Genomic DNA, 16,432 nt, shown 5'->3' on the forward strand with positions numbered 1-16,432 from the left:
ACATATTTACCCATTAGGATATACAATTTTACCCTTCAACTGAACTATTTTGAAGAATATTTTGTGTTTTGGGTCTGATTTCATACCATTATGAAAAAAAGATTTATACATACTCAAGTTAGAGAAGCCCTTAAAGACACACCGGTTATAATGATATCAGGAGCACGACAAACAGGCAAATCAACCTTTTGTCAACAGCTTCAAAAAGAAGGGGTTTTTAATGGGGATTACCTAACGCTAGATGACCCAACACTTCTAAGTGCTGCGCAGAAAGATCCGATGGGATTTTTGTTAGACATGGGAGATAATGTAATTATTGATGAAATCCAGCGAGCCCCTGAACTATTTTTAAGTTTAAAAAAATTAATTGATGAAAATCGCAATCGAAGAGTCATTCTTACCGGGTCTGCAGAGGTAATATTAAGTCCTAAAGTTGCAGATTCTCTTGCGGGACGAATTGAAACTAACAACATATGGCCATTTTCAGTGGATGAAATTAAAGGTAAACCAAGTAACTTCCTGCCTATCCTCTTGGATTTAGAAAAAAGATTTAAATCTATCCAAACTCCATGGGAAGAACTTATCGAACTCATAAAACGTGGAGGTTACCCAGAAATGCTACACAGAGATTCAGACATCAGAAGAATAAAATGGTTTAATTCTTATTTAGATTCTATCTTACAAAAGGATATACGAAGTCTAGCAAATATTGAAGGATTAGCTCAAATACCAAAGATTCTAAATCTATTGGGCTCTAGGGTTGGAAGTACGTTAAACATGTCAGATATATCTCGAATAGCCGGAATAAAAAACACCACAACTCAGCGGTATTTGACTTTACTTGAACAAGTATTTCTTATTGTGAAAATCCCTGCATGGACACCAGATGCAGAAGGACAATTTGTCAAATCACCTAAAATATTTTTAAATGATACAGGATTATTATGCAGCATGACCAATGAAAGAGAAAACCTATTAACAAATAGAACACAAGCCGGACATCTTTTGGAAAACTTTATTGCTATGGAGATTGTAAAGCAGATCAGTTGGCACCATATCCTTTGAAACTAATGCATTTTAGCAAACACAAAGGCGCTGAAGTCGATCTGGTGATCGAGGATCACAGAAAGCAACTCTATGGTGTTGAAATTAAATCAAAAGCTTCCTTGAAACAAGAGGATTTTAAAGGACTATCAGCTTTAGCTAAACTAGCTGGAAAACGATTTAAAAGAGGTATTGTCCTATATACAGGAACAGAAACCGCTGGTGGATTTGGGGAAAATTTAAGCGCTGTTCCTATTGCTAATTTATGGCAATAATATTTGATTAATTATTAAATTGAATGCAGCTTCTTTAATTCAATTTCCAATGGAAATACTAGAAATCCTCATGCCTTATAACCTTGTATATTAAATCTTCAATTACCATCCAAATAATATTTAATGTGTATCTTTGTAATTTAGAATGAGTTTAAAAAAGGTTATAAGGACACTAAGCTGATTTAGCGTCTTTTCATTGAATTTCCTAAGGATTTTTGTATTTTAAACTCGAATGATAGAATAAGAATTGCTGAAAAAAAATTACATGAAAATCAACAAGACAGAAGTTTTACAAGCTTTAGAAACTATATCTGCCCCAGGAGAAGGAAAAAACATGATTGAAAGTGGTGCTGTAACCAATGTAATGATCTTTGGAGATGAGGTGGTTGTAGATATTACCATAAACAACCCAAGCCTTCAAGCCAAGAAGAAAACAGAGGTTGAAATTTTAAAAACCATTCATGATAAAGTATACCAAAAGGCTAAGGTTAAGGTCAATATTAAGGTAGAAGCTCAAGAAAAACCTCAGATTAAAGGTAAGGATATCCCTGGCATCAAAAATATTATTGCTGTTGCCTCTGGTAAAGGAGGTGTTGGAAAGTCCACTGTTACTTCTAATTTAGCAGTTACTTTGGCAAAAATGGGCTTTAAAGTTGGTTTACTTGACGCAGATATATATGGTCCATCTGCTCCAATAATGTTTGATGTGGCCAATGAAAAACCATTGGCAGTAAATGTTGATGGACGATCTAAAATGAAACCTGTCGAAAATTACGGAGTTAAAATACTTTCTATAGGATTCTTTACTCAACCAAATCAAGCAGTAATTTGGCGTGGACCTATGGCCTCGAAAGCATTGAATCAAATGATCTTTGACGCTGCATGGGGAGAGTTGGACTTTTTGGTATTAGACTTACCTCCAGGGACTGGTGATATTCATTTGAGTATTATGCAATCACTGCCTATTACAGGAGCCGTTGTTGTAAGTACACCTCAGCATGTTGCTTTGGCCGATGCTAAAAAGGGAGTAGCAATGTTTCAACAAGAAAGCATTAATGTTCCAGTTTTAGGAATCGTAGAGAATATGGCATATTTCACACCTGAAGAATTACCAGATAACAAGTATTACATCTTTGGAAAAGAAGGAGCTAAGGAATTAGCAATTGATTTACAAGTCCCATTCTTAGGTGAAATTCCTCTTATACAAAGTGTGAGGGAAGCTGGAGACACTGGTAGACCAGCAGCGCTACAAGAAAACACTCCATTTGAAGATGCATTTACAGTATTGACTCAAAGTATAGTACAAGAGGTAGTTAGAAGAAATGATAGTCTACCTCCTACAGAAGCCATTAAGATAACGACCATGGCAGGTTGTTCGGCCGTTAAAAATTAATCAGTTTAAAAAGATGACATCCGAAGAAATCAAATTAAATGTAGAAAAGGCGCTAGAAGAAATCAGACCTTTCTTAGAGAGTGATGGAGGGAATATCAGCCTTGTTTCCATAGACGACAATAAATTTGTCAAGGTTCGGCTTGAAGGAGCATGTGTTGGCTGTAGTGTCAATCAGATGACCCTTAAAACTGGTGTGGAGATGACCATTAAGAAATATGTCCCTCAAATAGAAAAGGTCATTAACATTGAATAAAACACAGTAGCTGTAATTGAATCTGGACATCGATCAATTTTAAATTGTCTAAGGTTCTGAAGATAGATATGTTTAGTTTCCAAGAAATTTACATTTTGGAAATGGTCCTATATAGTACAGCTAGATTTAAATAATTAATGTAATAGCACAGGATTTATAACCCTGTACAAAGATTGCTTTCATGATTAAAACAGATATACTTATCATTGGAGCTGGCCCTACTGGATTGTTTGCCGTTTTCGAGGCTGGCCTCTTAAAATTAAAATGCCACTTAATCGATGCTTTGCCACAGCCAGGAGGCCAATGCGCTGAGATTTACCCTAAGAAACCGATCTATGATATCCCAGCATACCCCGAGGTGTTAGCTGGTGATTTGGTCAATAACCTTATGAAGCAAATAGAGGCCTTTGAGCCTGGTTTCACCCTTGGGGAAAGAGCGGAAACCATCGAAAAGCAAGATGATGGCAGCTTTATTGTTACCACAAATAAAGGTACAAAACACCAAGCTCCTGTAGTTGCTATTGCTGGAGGACTAGGAAGTTTTGAACCTCGTAAACCACAGCTTGGAAATATAGGTGATTTTGAAGACAAGGGAGTGGAATACATTATTCGTGATCCTGAGCTTTATAGAGATATGAAAGTTGCTATTGCTGGTGGTGGAGATTCTGCATTGGATTGGGCTATTTTCCTAGCTGATGTTGCTAAAGAAGTTTCACTTATACACCGAAGAAATGAATTTAGAGGTGCGCTGGATTCTGTAGAAAAAGTAGAGCAGCTTACCAAACTAGGTAAAATTAGGCTAATAACCCCAGCTGAAGTTACAGGCTTAAAAGGAAAAGATTCATTAGAATCCATTGAAATTAAGAAAGCCGACGAAACCTTTGATTTACAAGTAGACCATTTTATTCCACTCTTTGGGTTATCACCAAAACTTGGACCGATCGCAAACTGGGGGCTTGAAATTGAAAAAAATGCTATCAAAGTAAATAACGCTTTGGACTATCAAACCAATATTCCAGGAATCTATGCCATTGGTGATGTGAACACATACCCAGGTAAATTAAAACTTATCCTTTGTGGATTCCATGAAGCGACACTAATGTGCCAAAGTGCTTACCAACGTATTTTCCCTGACAAAAAATACATCCTTAAATACACCACTGTTAGCGGTGTAGATGGCTTTGATGGAAGTAGAAAAGAAGCAGAAAAAGCGGTAGTGAAATCCATTTCTTAAAACAACAGATATACGGACTAAAAATTATTCTCTAGCAAATTAGTAGACTATAAAAAGTTTTATTTAATTTTACCAGCTTAAAATTCCAACGAATGTCTGATATTACGATAAAGATAAAAGATAGAGATGGTGTAGTACACCAGGTAGATGCGCCCACTGATATGGCAATGAATTTAATGGAGGTGGTCCGATCTTATGAATTGGCTCCTGAGGGAACAATTGGCGTATGTGGAGGTATGGCAATGTGCGCTTCTTGTCAATGCTATGTAACCTCTGATCACCAATTACCTGAGATGAGCTATGATGAGGATCTCATGTTGGCGGAGGCTTTTAACGTTAAAGACAATTCACGTTTAGGATGTCAAATACAAATGACCGAGGAACTCAATGGTCTTGAAGTAGAGTTAGCTCCAGAGGTCTAGTAGACTAAAACAATTGCTTTTTCTTAATTTCAAAGAGAATTTCTGAAACAAAACTGCTATAGGCCGTAGCCGATGGGTGTAGTTGATCTTCCGCAACTAAATCTGTATTGGCCAAGCCTTGCCTACTGATATCTGTAATGTTCACAAAGGTAATTCCATTTGCAGCAGCTAACTTTCTAGCAACCTCGTTGTACTGATTTATAGCGGAACTTATGCTAGAGGGGTCTGGACTGCTTTGTCCCTCTGGAGTATAGGCATAATCAGGTATGGAAATTAGAATCACTTTATTCTTATCACCGCCTGCGTATTGAACAGCTCTAAGTAATAAACTAGATAAATCCAATTCATATGAGGCTATATCTTTATTCTGATATTGATTGTTTACCCCTATGAGCAGGGTTACAAGATCATAATCGCTTCCAAGTTGCTTCAAACGCAGTCCACTGATTAAATCGGCGCTAGTCCAACCAGTCTGAGCTACGACTTCAGTCTTCACCTTTACCTTTTCCTCTTTGGCTATTCGTTCCATGAGTTGCATAGGAAAGCTACAGGATTCACAAACATTTTCTCCTTGTGTATAACTATCCCCTAAGGCAAGGTATTTTACAGTTTGTCTTTCTAAATCGGAAGCTCCTTGACCACCACCTACGGCAGCTCCCTTACATCCAACAAAAAGAGCAACCACTCCTATAATAAATACTATTTTTCTCATCACATTATGGTTTCAAACAAAATAGTGATCTAAGGGTTTTAAATTAAAAGAGCCTTGGTATACTAACCAGATTCTCCATGGGTATCAATTCCTTAGAAAACATTTTGGAGTATATACGGTTAAAATGCTTATAAAGGACTCCCTAGACACTATTTGTTTCCATAAGCAATTTACCAATATTTCAGTAATTTACCCGAAATTTTTTATTTTTTGTTAAACCTATGGAGTTATTTCGTCATTGTTTATTAAGGACGATCTCTTATTGCCAATAGCAATAGGAATCCGTATCAGTTCTAATAATCTATAGGATTTTTTACCGTTGGTAGTCACTTAATTTTCTCGGTCCTTCTAAAACAGTCCGTACAACTTGAAGAAAACCTTGATCGGTAGTATCCACATACCATTTCACTAGACAAATGGTTCCGCGCTCTATTTCAATTCCTGTTATACTACGAGGGAAAACACAGCTCCCATCATTAAAAAATGGAATTTCATCTGGTTCAGGAAATCTCGGTCTATGAGTATGACCAGTGATGGTCATCGTAGAATCGTTTTTTAAGATCCATTTCTTGATTCGTCTTTCTACCCTAAATAACTCCTTATTATTCTTTGCTGGGCTGGTGGGATCTGATATCCCAACTACTTGTAAAGGCCTCCACAGTACTTGAACCATAAACCTACTCAAGGGCCAAAATCGGTGGTTCCACCAATCGGCTTGATGTCCATGCGCCATAAAAATCTCTTGTCCTGTATTAGCATGGCGAAGCAGGATAGCCTCATGATAGTTAAGCCCTGGCATTAATGGAACTTGCTCTCCAGAATTGGGATCCCTCCAGCTATCATAATGCTTTTTTATTTCCTGTTGATCGTTATAAATCAAATCATGGTTACCGTACACCATATGCAGCCGGTTATCATCATGAAATTCCTTAAGCAGAAGAAAAACATTCTTATGTGCCTCGAAAATACTTTTAAAGTGGAGGTTTTCCCACAGCTCATTGCCGTCACCTAATTCAATATAGGTAAAGCCGTTTTTGTAGTATTCTTTAAGGGCGTGGAAATAGGTATTTCTATTGTTGGCAAAATCGTCAGCAAAACTATTATCACCACGATGGCAATCACTAAAAATTATAAATTTAGAGTTATCGTCAAAAGGGATAGTAATGGCATTTTTAAAAGCCTTGTTCAAGCGTATTTCTGTTGACATAGCAACAGTAAATGTAAAGAAAATATTGACACTGTTAAGGCTAAATTATTGGTGAAATTCTAGACTCAACTATCTCTCTGACAACTATTAATTTGCGAAAACCGAGGGGATACCTCGGTTTTCTAGTAAAAACAACACTGTTTTGCTAGCTATTCTTTGTTATGTTCTAACAGATAATTAGAAATCAGTGTGTAGAGATGAATGGAGGTATTTTCACCTTCATAAATACCATGTGAACGATTTGGATAAGACATCATGTCAAATTGTATGTTGTTACGTATTAGCTCATTGATTAAGTATTCTGCATTCTGGTAGTGAACGTTATCATCTCCAGTGCCGTGAATTAATAGCAGATTTCCTTCCAAATGTTTTGCATAGCTCACAGGTGAGCCTGCGATATAATCTTCTAAATTTTCTGTAGAGAGCCCCATATACCGCTCCTGATATACATTGTTATATAACAATTGATGTGAAACTGGAGCGATTGAAATTCCAGTTTGATAAATCTCTGGGTATTTGAACATCAGGTTAAGAGTCATGGAACCTCCTCCACTCCACCCCCATACGGAAATTCTATCCTTATCAACAAAAGGCCATTTCAAGACTTGCTTGGCGGCAAGTGCTTGATCACGAGTATTGATTACCCCCACCTTTTTGTAGATGGATTTCCTCCATTGACTACCCTTTAGAGAAGGCGTACCTCGATTATCCATTTTTATAATTACAAAGCCTTTACTTGCTAGGTAAATATCAAACATTCCTATCCAACTATCAATGGCCATTTGTCCCCATGGCTCTCCATATACATTAAAAACGATTGGGTACTTTTTATTTGAATCAAAGTCAGCGGGCTTGGTAATACGCCCATCGATTTCTACTCCTTCTTCAGTGGTGACCTTAAAGAAAGAGGTCGTAGGTAAATCTAATTGTCTTAGTGACTCATTTAAATGATCATTAGTCACTAATTCTGAGACAAGCTGATGATTAGGCAAACGTACTAATTGTACTGTAGTTGGTCTTTCAGTATTGCTATGCTTATGGATGGCAAACTTTGCGTTTGGTGAAATATCATAGGTGTTAACCCCACTATAATCCTGCGGTGTTAATCTTCTTAATTTTCCTTTTCCATTAAGAGGCACACTGTACAAATACCGCTGTGTAGCATTATCAGGAGAGGCACTAAAATACAATTCATTATCTGAAAGAGCGTAAATTGTAGCTACATCATATTCTCCAGGTGTCAATAAGGTTTGCTCACCTGTGGCTATATTTATTCTGTATACATGACGCCACGAATCCGTTTCTGTCATTCTCAAAAAGGATTTATTGGAATCTGTTAACAACAATTCATTACCGCCCCAGTGGTTTGAAGACACATCCGGATATCGCAAATCTACCCAAGCACTGTGGTTTTCGGTATACACCTTTTTGAGTTCACCTGAATCTACCTTATAACTATAAATAATAAGCTGATTTTGTTTTCTATTCATTTGTTGAATAAGCAACAAGTCTTCACTCACCCATTGCATGCCTGGGAGATAATGTTGGACTGGATCTCCAGGAATAGGTATCCAATTTATGGCTCCATCTTCGGTATTTATGACACCTACCCTAGTTTTGGAAGGTGGTTGTCCAACTTTTGGATATTGTAATGCAATAGGTTTTGAGTACAATGAATCCGTAGTATTGATCATATAGAAGGTCCCCGTATCAGAGGCATCTAATTGCCAAAAGGCAATATGTTCATCGTCATGACTCCAAGAAAACCCATCTCGCATTCCAAACTCTTCTTCATAAACCCAATCAAAAGTTCCATTAATATGCGTAGTACTGCCATTAGTGGTAAGTTGCTCAATAAGCCCCGTATTTATATTTTCGATAAAAATATTAAAATCAGCCACATAGGCTACTTTGTTGTTATCACAGGAGAATTTTGCAAACATCAAAGAAGAGGATGGAAATTGTTTTCCGATCTGGCTTAGTTTGGACTGTTTAAAATCGTATATCCAATAGTCTCCTTTTGTATTAGATCGCCATACTTTACTTGAGTTGGTAAAAATCAAAACCTTGGACTGATCATCACTTAAACTAAATGCCTCCACATCTAAGGCTTTGGTAGCTCCAATTGGAGTCAAGGCTTGTGAAGATAAAAATATACTTTTATTATTATTTTTACTAGCGTGTTTTATCAGCTGTTTTCCTCCATTTTCATTGGTAGCAATGGTGATATACGCGTCGCCTTTAGAGATCCAAAAAATTTGGCTGTGGTATTGAGTGCTGTATTTGGAGGAATTATAAATTGCTTCCAAAGTAAGTTCCTCTTGCGCCTGTGCTATAAAACAGCTAAGGAATAAAACACAGATAAGGTATTTGAATTTTATTAACATTGTTTAATGGACCGCCTTTTTATGTTACTATTATTTAGAGGTATTTATTAACTCTTCAACGTCAGAGACGGTTTTGGCCAAGGGATCCCCTAATAATTTACTTGCCGTTGAAGTAATTAAAAAATCTTCTTCTATGCGCACCCCTCCAAAGTTTTTGAACTTCTCCACTTCGCTATAGTTGATAAATTCACTTAACTTTTGTTCTGCCTTCCACGCATCTATCAGATAAGGATTGAAATACAATCCTGGTTCAACGGTAATCACAAAGCCTTCTTGAAGTTCTTTTCCAAGTCTTAGGGACCTTAATCCAAAGACATCACTTTTCTTAAGTGTATCTGTATATCCTACATAAGGTTCGCCAAGATTTTCCATATCGTGAACATCTAACCCCATCATATGCCCTAAACCACATTGAAAAAACAATGTATGTGCACCTTTTGACACAGCTTCTTGAGTGTCTCCTTTAATTAGGCCTAAACCTTTTAAACCTTCTACTAATCTGCTGGAAGCAAGTAGATGAACATCTAAGAATTTTATCCCAGGTTTTAGCGCCTCAATGGCAGTGTTATGCGCATCAAGAACAATATTATATACTTGTTTTTGTAATTCAGTAAAGCGCTCTGAAACGGGAAATGTTCTTGTCATATCTCCTGCATAACCCATAGCAGTTTCGGCTCCACAATCACATAAAACGAGTTCTCCATCAATGAGCTTTTTTTCGGAAGCATGATTGTGCAGATATTGTCCATTGGCGGTAAGTATAATTGGGAAAGATATATTTCCACCACCACCAATTGCAATTGCTTGAAGGTCTCCTGCAATTTGTTTTTCGGTTTTCCCTGCTCGACCATTTTGTATAGCGTAGGTATGCATTTGAGCTGTAATATTAACAGCATTACGTAATTGCTCAACTTCTTCTAGTTGCTTAACCTCACGTTGTTTGACCACAGCTTTTATCAAGGAAACAGAACATTTAGAATTGACCTCTGCTATTGGCATACCGAGGAGCTTATGCAGTTTTACACTAGTCTCACTTCTATATGGAGGCAAATAATGAATTTTATTAGTCGGAGCTCCTTTAGCGAAATAATCCGCTAATTCACTTAAAGGTTTTATGTTTTTAATTCCAGAAGCCTCTGCAAATTCTCTAAGTGGTGTAGTCGGCCCAATCCACACTATTTCTTCTGGAGTAGGATCATTTCCAAAAAGTATTTCTTGGTCATTTTCAATGTCCAATACAAAATAGACGTCAGGGATATTTATACCCGTGTAGTATAAAAGAGTACTGTCTTGGCGAAAAGGATACCAGTTATCTTTAAAATTCATCCCACTTTCACCATTACCTGGAAGCAAGACTGTTCCTTTTTTTAAATTCTTTTTTAGTTCAGTTCTTCTACTGATATAAACTTGTTGTGAAAACATTACAATTTAATTTATAGATCCAAATTTGACAATTATTGATGGATAATACAATTTTTCATTTAAAACTGGGTAATATTCTACCAACATGAGGTAATTATAATAACGCTCCCTCATGATAAGGGAGCGTAATGAAAATGGTGTATTTTGATATCTTAAGTACTTGTTTACTGATTTAATTCAGTAAAATATTTGTAAAAGTATGGGATGGTCTCTATCCCTTTAAGGTAATTCCAAATACCGTAGTGTTCATTTGGAGAGTGAATGGCATCACTGTTTAATCCGAACCCCATTAAAATGGTTTTGCTTTTTAATTCCTGTTCGAACAATGACACAATTGGAATACTACCTCCGCTTCTTTGCGGGATTGGAAGCTTTCCAAAGGTAGTTTGATAAGCTTTACTTGCAGCTTGATATCCAAGACTATCAATAGGTGTAACATATGGATAGCCACCGTGGTGTGGCTTGACAACTACCTTTACTCCCTTGGGGGCTAGACTCTCAAAATAGGCTTGGAATAATTCGCTGATTTCCTTCCAATCTTGATGTGGTACAAGTCGCATTGATATTTTAGCATATGCTTTACTTGGAATAACTGTTTTGGCTCCTTCCCCAATATATCCACCCCAAATACCATTAACATCTAAAGTAGGACGGATACTGCTTCTTTCATTGGTTGTATAACCATGTTCCCCATAAACATCTTCAATTCCTATAGCTGATTTGTAGGATTCCAAAGAAAAGGGTGCCTTTGCCATCTCAGTTCGTTCATCAACTGATAGCTCATCGACCTTATCATAAAAGCCTGGAACTTTAATTCGCATATTCTCGTCGTGCAACCCAGCGATCATTTTATTTAGAATATTAATTGGGTTTGCTACTGCACCTCCGTAGAGTCCACTATGTAAATCTCTGTTGGGGCCGGTCACTTCAACCTCGACATAACTCAACCCTCTTAAACCAGTAGTTATTGAAGGCACATCATTGGCTATCATTCCAGTATCTGAGATCAAAATAACATCGTTACTTAACTTTTCACGGTTGTTTAATATAAACCATTCTAAACTCTCAGAACCCACCTCTTCTTCACCTTCAATCATAAATTTCACATTACAAGGTAGCTGCTGGTTTTGGGTCATATACTCTAGAGCCTTAACGTGCATATACATCTGACCCTTATCATCACAGGCACCTCGTGCAAATATTGCACCATCTGGATGTAGTTCTGTTTTCTTTATCACAGGTTCAAATGGCGGAGAATCCCAGAGTTCAACAGGGTCTGGTGGTTGAACATCATAATGCCCATACACCAATACTGTTGGCAAGGTCTTATCAATAATCTTTTCTCCATAAACAATAGGATAACCAGGAGTTTCACATACCTCAACATAATCGCAACCTGCTTTATCCAAAGCGACTTTAACGGCTTCGGCAGTATTTAGCACATCATGAGAGTATGCAGGGTCAGCACTTACGGATGGCATTTTTAATAATTCTATGAGTTCAGAAATGAATCGATCCTTGTTCGTATTGATATACGACTTTAAATTTTCCATGAAGTAAATTGTTACAACTTCAAATGTACCAAAAAAAGAAGATTTTTTTAATTATTAAGTTTGATTTTTAAAAAATAGATTTATATTTGCACCCACAAAACACACAGGCGGGTGTGGTGGAATTGGTAGACACGCTAGACTTAGGATCTAGTGCCGCAAGGTGTGAAGGTTCGACTCCTTTCACCCGCACAAAAAGCCGAAGAGAAATCTTCGGCTTTTTCATTTTATAAATGCGGGTTTTCTTCACGCTTTTTGACCTTGGGTACAACATAGGTACAACATTTTACCTTTTTTCAGAACCGAATTGACTTTAATACTATATCCTTTCATTTGATACCAAATCCTATTTTCCGTATTGGGGATCAATAAATTTTAGGTTTTCTCAACCTCTGTTCTTCGTTAGAGGGGTATATTACCATACAATATACACGCAAGGTAAACTCGTAAAATACTTCCATCAAAAGACTACGGCATAAAGCCAACGCTTCTTCCTCTACTTATTTATTCCGTTTCCTTTTGAGCCAAGATTTTATCTTCCGTTTGGTTTCTGCTCAAATATTGTTTAATCAAAAATTTGAGTATTATGACAACAAAAGCGAGTACCACAAAGAAGCGCAGTAGAGCGAAATCTACTGCCAAGAAAGAAGTGAGTGGAAAGAAAACATCCGCACTTCAAATTCAGAACTTACCATTGGGCAACATCTAGCCTGACCTTGAACAGCCCAGAAAAACTTTTAATGATGATGCCTTGCAGCAGCTTTCTGAGAGTATCGAAAAGCACGGTGTGTTGCAGCCAATCACGGTAAGGCAACTAAATGGCCATTACGTCATCGTGATGGGCGAACGCCGATATCGTGCAAGCAAACTGGCAGGAAAAAAGACCGTACCCTGTATCGTTAGAACTTATGATAACAATGATGTTCTGGAAGTTCAGATTATCGAGAACCTGCAAAGGCAGGATGTCGAGCCTACCGAAGAAGCCGAGGCGATTGCTTACCTAAGTGAGAAATATGCACCTACCGAAATTGCGAAGCGATTGGGTAGAACGGATAACTTCATCAGACAGCGTTTAAAATTAGCTGGATTGATTGACGGTTTCAAACACTTTGTCCGCGATGGCGAAATGACGATTTCATTGGGGGCTAAAATAAAATATTTGGGGCTTTAGATTTGGGTTAATTATCAATAAATATGGTTATGTGCTTATTTTTTTATGGTGGATTTTTGAAAAAGAATAAAAAACCAATAACAGCCAAGACAATGCTGCCAGCAATTATAAAAGGGTAGTAAAAACCACCTGCGAGTAACCAAGTCCCTAAAACAGGCCCTAGAATTTGACCAACGCTATTAGTAGAGCTCTGAATAGAAATGTTCCTGCCAGTATTTTGCTTTGATATTAATGAGACCGCAGAAAGTAAATTTGGGGTTACCATAGCACCTCCAGCAGCGAAAACAACGATTAACACATATACCAAGTATTCATTCTTAAAAAAGGGAAAGACAATTAAGGATAATCCAGATATAAACAACCCTAATGCAATTTGTTTCTTTGTGGATAAAAACTTCTCTCCGTAAGTAGCGAACAAAGGTTGTAAAACAGCCATTATTGAACCACATAGCATAAAACCAATACCTATTTGGTTACTGTTAAATCCTAATTCATCTTTCCCATATATTGAAAAGACAGTTTCAAACAGCGTTACTACAAATTGGATGACAAACGACAGACCAAGTAATACGACAAAATATTTGGTAAATGTGAATCGCAAGCTCGCTTTTTGTGTTGTGAACGTATGTACGCGAGTGGTGTTTTTTAACCATTTTGCTACTACAAATAAGACTATAAGTCCTAGAAGAGCGGCAAACAAAAAGGGTACTGAAAATCGGTCTAAATGCAGCAGACCTATCGTATATTTTAAATGAAGGTCAGTTTGAGACAGAAAGCCACCAATGACAGGGCCAAAAATAACACCAGAGCTAATGGCAACACCCGACCAACCCATTATTTTTGTTCTTCGTTTTTCAGAAGTAATGTCGCTCAAATATGCGTTGCTAACTGGAATAACTGATGACGTGAAAATACCACCAAAGATGCGAGCAACATATAGCATCGTCAATGATGTAGCAAGACCGGTAAGTAATTGCATAATTACAAAGCCGATTAGCCCAACAATGATAATGGGTTTACGGCCGTATTTATCGGATAGCCTGCCCCAGAGTACAACGAAAAGAAGCTGGAAGAGCGGATAAATACTGGTCAAAAAACCAATATGAAAGTTAATCGAATCAGTATCTAGGTTATCTCCTAAAGCTAATCTTTCGGTATAGTAGGGAAGGGTTGGCAATAAAATACCATAGCCCAACATCACTACAAATAAACTCAACAGGATTAAAAATATCCTGTTGAGTTTTTCTTTTTTGTCCATTTATTTTTTACCGATTTTTCGCTTTAATAATTGCGCATTGATAGCCACTATAATCGTACTTAAACTCATAAGTACAGCTCCAACGGCTGGGCCCAAAACAAAACCGGTAGAATAAAGCACTCCAGCAGCTAACGGAATGGCTATAACGTTGTATCCCGTTGCCCAAACAAGGTTCTGGATCATTTTATTGTATGTAGCCTTACCGAACAAAATCAAGTTAGCAATATCTTGTGGGTTGCTGTTTACCAAAATAATATCCGCGGTTTCAGCGGCTACGTCTGTGCCAGAACCTACTGCAATACCTACATTGGCTTGAGCCAGAGCCGGTGCATCGTTCACTCCGTCTCCTGTCATTGCCACAAACTCTCCCTTACTTTCCAATTCTTTTACTATTTCCACTTTTTGATGTGGCAAAACTTCGGCGTAGTATCCATCCAAGCCGAGTTTATCGCTAACAGCTTTGGCAGTTCTTTCATTATCACCGGTAGCCATTAAAACTTTTATATTATTCTTTTTGAAAATTTTGATGGCATCGGCAGATTCCGGTCTAATTTCGTCCGCCAATGCTATGTATCCTGCCAGTTTTCCATCAATCAAGACAAAAACAACAGTTTCTGCGGCATCGCTATAGGCATCCTCTGGAATAGTTATTTTTTCATCCCTTAAATATCCGGGACTTACAACTTTTATTTCTTTCCCTTCTACGTTCGCCTCGACTCCTTTACCGGTAATTGCGTTAAAGTTTTCAGGGTTCGGAATAATAACTTCATCTTCTTTTACTTTTTTAATTATTCCAACCGCAATAGGGTGTTCAGAACTCTGTTCCAATGCACTTGAAAGCCTCAAAATTTCTTTAGGTGGATATTTCTGATTGACCGACTCAACCCTTGTTACACCAAAATCACCTTTGGTCAATGTTCCAGTCTTGTCGAATAATAATGCCGTTATTTTTCGGGATTCTTCAAAAGCTGTTCTATTTCTAATCAATAATCCATTCTGTGCAGAAACCGCAGTAGAAATAGCGACCACTAATGGAATGGCAAGACCTAAAGCGTGCGGACACGCAATAATCATTACCGTTACCATACGCTCCAAAGCATACACAAAAGGGAAGCCTAAAATTAGCCAAACCGCCAATGTGCCAAATCCAATACCTAATGCGATATAGGTAAGCCATTTTGCAGCTCTATCCGAGAGGTTTTGCATTTTTGATTTGGACTTTTGTGCTTCTTCAACCATTGTGATCACCTTGTTGAGATAACTGTCCTTTCCTGTATGCTCAACCTTTACCTTTATGCTGCCATTACCGTTTACCGAACCTCCAATAACCTTATCATCTATTTCTTTCTTAACTGGTTTGGACTCCCCAGTAAGCATAGATTCATTCAGGTAGCTGGTGCCTTCTGTTATAATACCATCAGCAGGCACCTTTTCACCTGGTTTTACTAATATGACATCATCTTTTAACAAATCTTCCAACGGAATATCTTCTATGGTATCACCCTTTACCCTATGGGCTTCTGCGGGCATCATACTTACCAAAAGCTGTAAGGCCTTTGATGCTCCCAAGACGCTTTTCATCTCTATCCAATGTCCTACCAACATAATAGCGATAAGGGTAGCCAGTTCCCAGAAAAAATCAACTCCTTCTAAGCCGAACACGGTTGCCGAACTATAAACGTAAGCCACGGTAATGGCCATAGAAATAAGGGTCATCATCCCTGGTGCACCTTTTTTAACTTCGGACCAAAATCCGGTAATAAATGGCCAGCCGCCATAGAAATACACTACAGAAGAAAGGCCAAATAATATATATTGGTTTCCGGGAAGCAGGAACTCATACCCAATAAACCCTTGGATCATCGGGGAGATGATGAGGATGGGAATGGTCAAGATTAAGGTTACCCAAAACCGTTTCCTGAAATCGGCAATCATCATTTTATGATGGTCGTGGCCCATTTGACCGTGACCCGGATTGTGACCCGAATGGTCCCCACCTTTGTGGTTCATTTTAGAATGGTCTTCTTTTTTGTGTTTCATCTTCGAATGGTCCATTTTAGAATGGTCCATTTCATCGTGATTGTGGTGTTCGTGATTTTCCATT

14 protein-coding genes, 1 tRNA gene and 1 pseudogene are annotated in these 16,432 nt (G+C 37.8%); 9 read left to right on the forward strand and 7 right to left on the reverse strand.

Going from position 1 to position 16,432, the window contains the following annotated elements; all coding sequences use genetic code 11:
• The first annotated feature begins 90 nt into the window (after positions 1 to 90).
• The 6 genes from I215_RS07265 to I215_RS07285 all read left to right on the forward strand — a co-directional run bounded on the left by I215_RS07265 (position 91) and on the right by I215_RS07285 (position 4,621).
• Complete coding sequence (locus I215_RS07265; RefSeq protein ID WP_008991317.1) at positions 91 to 1,065, forward strand: ATP-binding protein; 975 nt, start codon at positions 91 to 93, stop codon at positions 1,063 to 1,065.
• Between the two features lie 5 nt (positions 1,066 to 1,070).
• Positions 1,071 to 1,319, forward strand: coding sequence for a hypothetical protein (locus I215_RS15705; RefSeq protein WP_008991318.1), 249 nt, complete (start codon positions 1,071 to 1,073; stop codon positions 1,317 to 1,319).
• Between the two features lie 265 nt (positions 1,320 to 1,584).
• A complete protein-coding gene (locus tag I215_RS07270) occupies positions 1,585 to 2,712 on the forward strand; it encodes an Mrp/NBP35 family ATP-binding protein (RefSeq protein WP_008991319.1) in 1,128 nt (375 codons plus the stop codon).
• 13 nt (positions 2,713 to 2,725) lie between these two features.
• Entirely contained in the window at positions 2,726 to 2,965 is a 240-nt protein-coding gene (locus I215_RS07275) for a NifU family protein (RefSeq protein ID WP_008991320.1), read from the forward strand.
• A 181-nt stretch (positions 2,966 to 3,146) separates the two neighbouring features.
• Positions 3,147 to 4,199, forward strand: coding sequence for an NAD(P)/FAD-dependent oxidoreductase (locus I215_RS07280; protein ID WP_008991321.1), 1,053 nt, complete (start codon positions 3,147 to 3,149; stop codon positions 4,197 to 4,199).
• A gap of 92 nt (positions 4,200 to 4,291) precedes the next feature.
• The gene (locus tag I215_RS07285) at positions 4,292 to 4,621 is read left to right on the forward strand and encodes a 2Fe-2S iron-sulfur cluster-binding family protein (RefSeq protein ID WP_008991322.1); all 330 of its coding nucleotides are present in this window, start codon (positions 4,292 to 4,294) and stop codon (positions 4,619 to 4,621) included.
• Between the two features lie 4 nt (positions 4,622 to 4,625).
• On the opposite strand, the gene I215_RS07290 is transcribed toward I215_RS07285, so the two are convergent.
• The 5 genes from I215_RS07290 to I215_RS07310 all read right to left on the reverse strand — a co-directional run bounded on the left by I215_RS07290 (position 4,626) and on the right by I215_RS07310 (position 11,902).
• Positions 4,626 to 5,333 carry an SGNH/GDSL hydrolase family protein gene (locus I215_RS07290; RefSeq protein WP_008991323.1) on the reverse strand — a complete coding sequence of 236 codons (708 nt, stop codon included), beginning with the start codon at positions 5,331 to 5,333 and terminating at the stop codon, positions 4,626 to 4,628.
• A 313-nt stretch (positions 5,334 to 5,646) separates the two neighbouring features.
• Positions 5,647 to 6,540 (reverse strand): metallophosphoesterase, encoded by an 894-nt coding sequence (locus I215_RS07295; RefSeq protein WP_008991324.1) that lies wholly within the window; start codon positions 6,538 to 6,540, stop codon positions 5,647 to 5,649.
• 149 nt (positions 6,541 to 6,689) lie between these two features.
• Positions 6,690 to 8,927, reverse strand: coding sequence for a S9 family peptidase (locus tag I215_RS07300; protein ID WP_008991325.1), 2,238 nt, complete (start codon positions 8,925 to 8,927; stop codon positions 6,690 to 6,692).
• A gap of 30 nt (positions 8,928 to 8,957) precedes the next feature.
• Positions 8,958 to 10,349, reverse strand: coding sequence for an aminopeptidase P family protein (locus tag I215_RS07305; protein ID WP_008991326.1), 1,392 nt, complete (start codon positions 10,347 to 10,349; stop codon positions 8,958 to 8,960).
• Between the two features lie 164 nt (positions 10,350 to 10,513).
• Positions 10,514 to 11,902 carry a dipeptidase gene (locus I215_RS07310; protein ID WP_008991327.1) on the reverse strand — a complete coding sequence of 463 codons (1,389 nt, stop codon included), beginning with the start codon at positions 11,900 to 11,902 and terminating at the stop codon, positions 10,514 to 10,516.
• A gap of 107 nt (positions 11,903 to 12,009) precedes the next feature.
• Between I215_RS07310 and I215_RS07315 the strand changes: the two genes are divergently transcribed.
• The 3 genes and pseudogenes from I215_RS07315 to I215_RS07320 form a co-directional block, all read left to right on the forward strand.
• Positions 12,010 to 12,091 (forward strand) — tRNA-Leu (locus tag I215_RS07315).
• Positions 12,092 to 12,485: 394 nt separating this feature from the next.
• A complete protein-coding gene (locus tag I215_RS16575; RefSeq protein WP_262486273.1) occupies positions 12,486 to 12,608 on the forward strand; it encodes a hypothetical protein in 123 nt (40 codons plus the stop codon).
• A 21-nt stretch (positions 12,609 to 12,629) separates the two neighbouring features.
• Positions 12,630 to 13,070: pseudogene (locus I215_RS07320) on the forward strand (ParB/RepB/Spo0J family partition protein); the annotation flags it as partial.
• A gap of 43 nt (positions 13,071 to 13,113) precedes the next feature.
• Here I215_RS07320 and I215_RS07325 read toward each other — a convergent pair.
• Positions 13,114 to 14,328 (reverse strand): MFS transporter, encoded by a 1,215-nt coding sequence (locus I215_RS07325; RefSeq protein ID WP_008991329.1) that lies wholly within the window; start codon positions 14,326 to 14,328, stop codon positions 13,114 to 13,116.
• Complete coding sequence (locus I215_RS07330; RefSeq protein ID WP_008991330.1) at positions 14,329 to 16,431, reverse strand: copper-translocating P-type ATPase; 2,103 nt, start codon at positions 16,429 to 16,431, stop codon at positions 14,329 to 14,331.
• Between the last annotated feature and the right edge of the window lies 1 nt (position 16,432).

It is taken from the genome of Galbibacter marinus (assembly GCF_000300875.1).
Classification (GTDB): domain Bacteria; phylum Bacteroidota; class Bacteroidia; order Flavobacteriales; family Flavobacteriaceae; genus Galbibacter; species Galbibacter marinus.

Excerpts from the sequence above, each read along its gene's own strand:
- I215_RS07265 (WP_008991317.1), top strand. The coding sequence starts at position 91 with ATGAAAAAAAGATTTATACATACTCAAGTTAGAGAAGCCCTTAAAGAC.
- I215_RS15705 (WP_008991318.1), top strand. The coding sequence starts at position 1,071 with ATGCATTTTAGCAAACACAAAGGCGCTGAAGTCGATCTGGTGATCGAG.
- I215_RS07270 (WP_008991319.1), top strand. The coding sequence starts at position 1,585 with ATGAAAATCAACAAGACAGAAGTTTTACAAGCTTTAGAAACTATATCT.
- I215_RS07275 (WP_008991320.1), top strand. The coding sequence starts at position 2,726 with ATGACATCCGAAGAAATCAAATTAAATGTAGAAAAGGCGCTAGAAGAA.
- I215_RS07280 (WP_008991321.1), top strand. The coding sequence starts at position 3,147 with ATGATTAAAACAGATATACTTATCATTGGAGCTGGCCCTACTGGATTG.
- I215_RS07285 (WP_008991322.1), top strand. The coding sequence starts at position 4,292 with ATGTCTGATATTACGATAAAGATAAAAGATAGAGATGGTGTAGTACAC.
- I215_RS07290 (WP_008991323.1), bottom strand. The coding sequence starts at position 5,333 with ATGAGAAAAATAGTATTTATTATAGGAGTGGTTGCTCTTTTTGTTGGA.
- I215_RS07295 (WP_008991324.1), bottom strand. The coding sequence starts at position 6,540 with ATGTCAACAGAAATACGCTTGAACAAGGCTTTTAAAAATGCCATTACT.
- I215_RS07300 (WP_008991325.1), bottom strand. The coding sequence starts at position 8,927 with ATGTTAATAAAATTCAAATACCTTATCTGTGTTTTATTCCTTAGCTGT.
- I215_RS07305 (WP_008991326.1), bottom strand. The coding sequence starts at position 10,349 with ATGTTTTCACAACAAGTTTATATCAGTAGAAGAACTGAACTAAAAAAG.
- I215_RS07310 (WP_008991327.1), bottom strand. The coding sequence starts at position 11,902 with ATGGAAAATTTAAAGTCGTATATCAATACGAACAAGGATCGATTCATT.
- I215_RS16575 (WP_262486273.1), top strand. The coding sequence starts at position 12,486 with ATGACAACAAAAGCGAGTACCACAAAGAAGCGCAGTAGAGCGAAATCT.
- I215_RS07325 (WP_008991329.1), bottom strand. The coding sequence starts at position 14,328 with ATGGACAAAAAAGAAAAACTCAACAGGATATTTTTAATCCTGTTGAGT.
- I215_RS07330 (WP_008991330.1), bottom strand. The coding sequence starts at position 16,431 with ATGGAAAATCACGAACACCACAATCACGATGAAATGGACCATTCTAAA.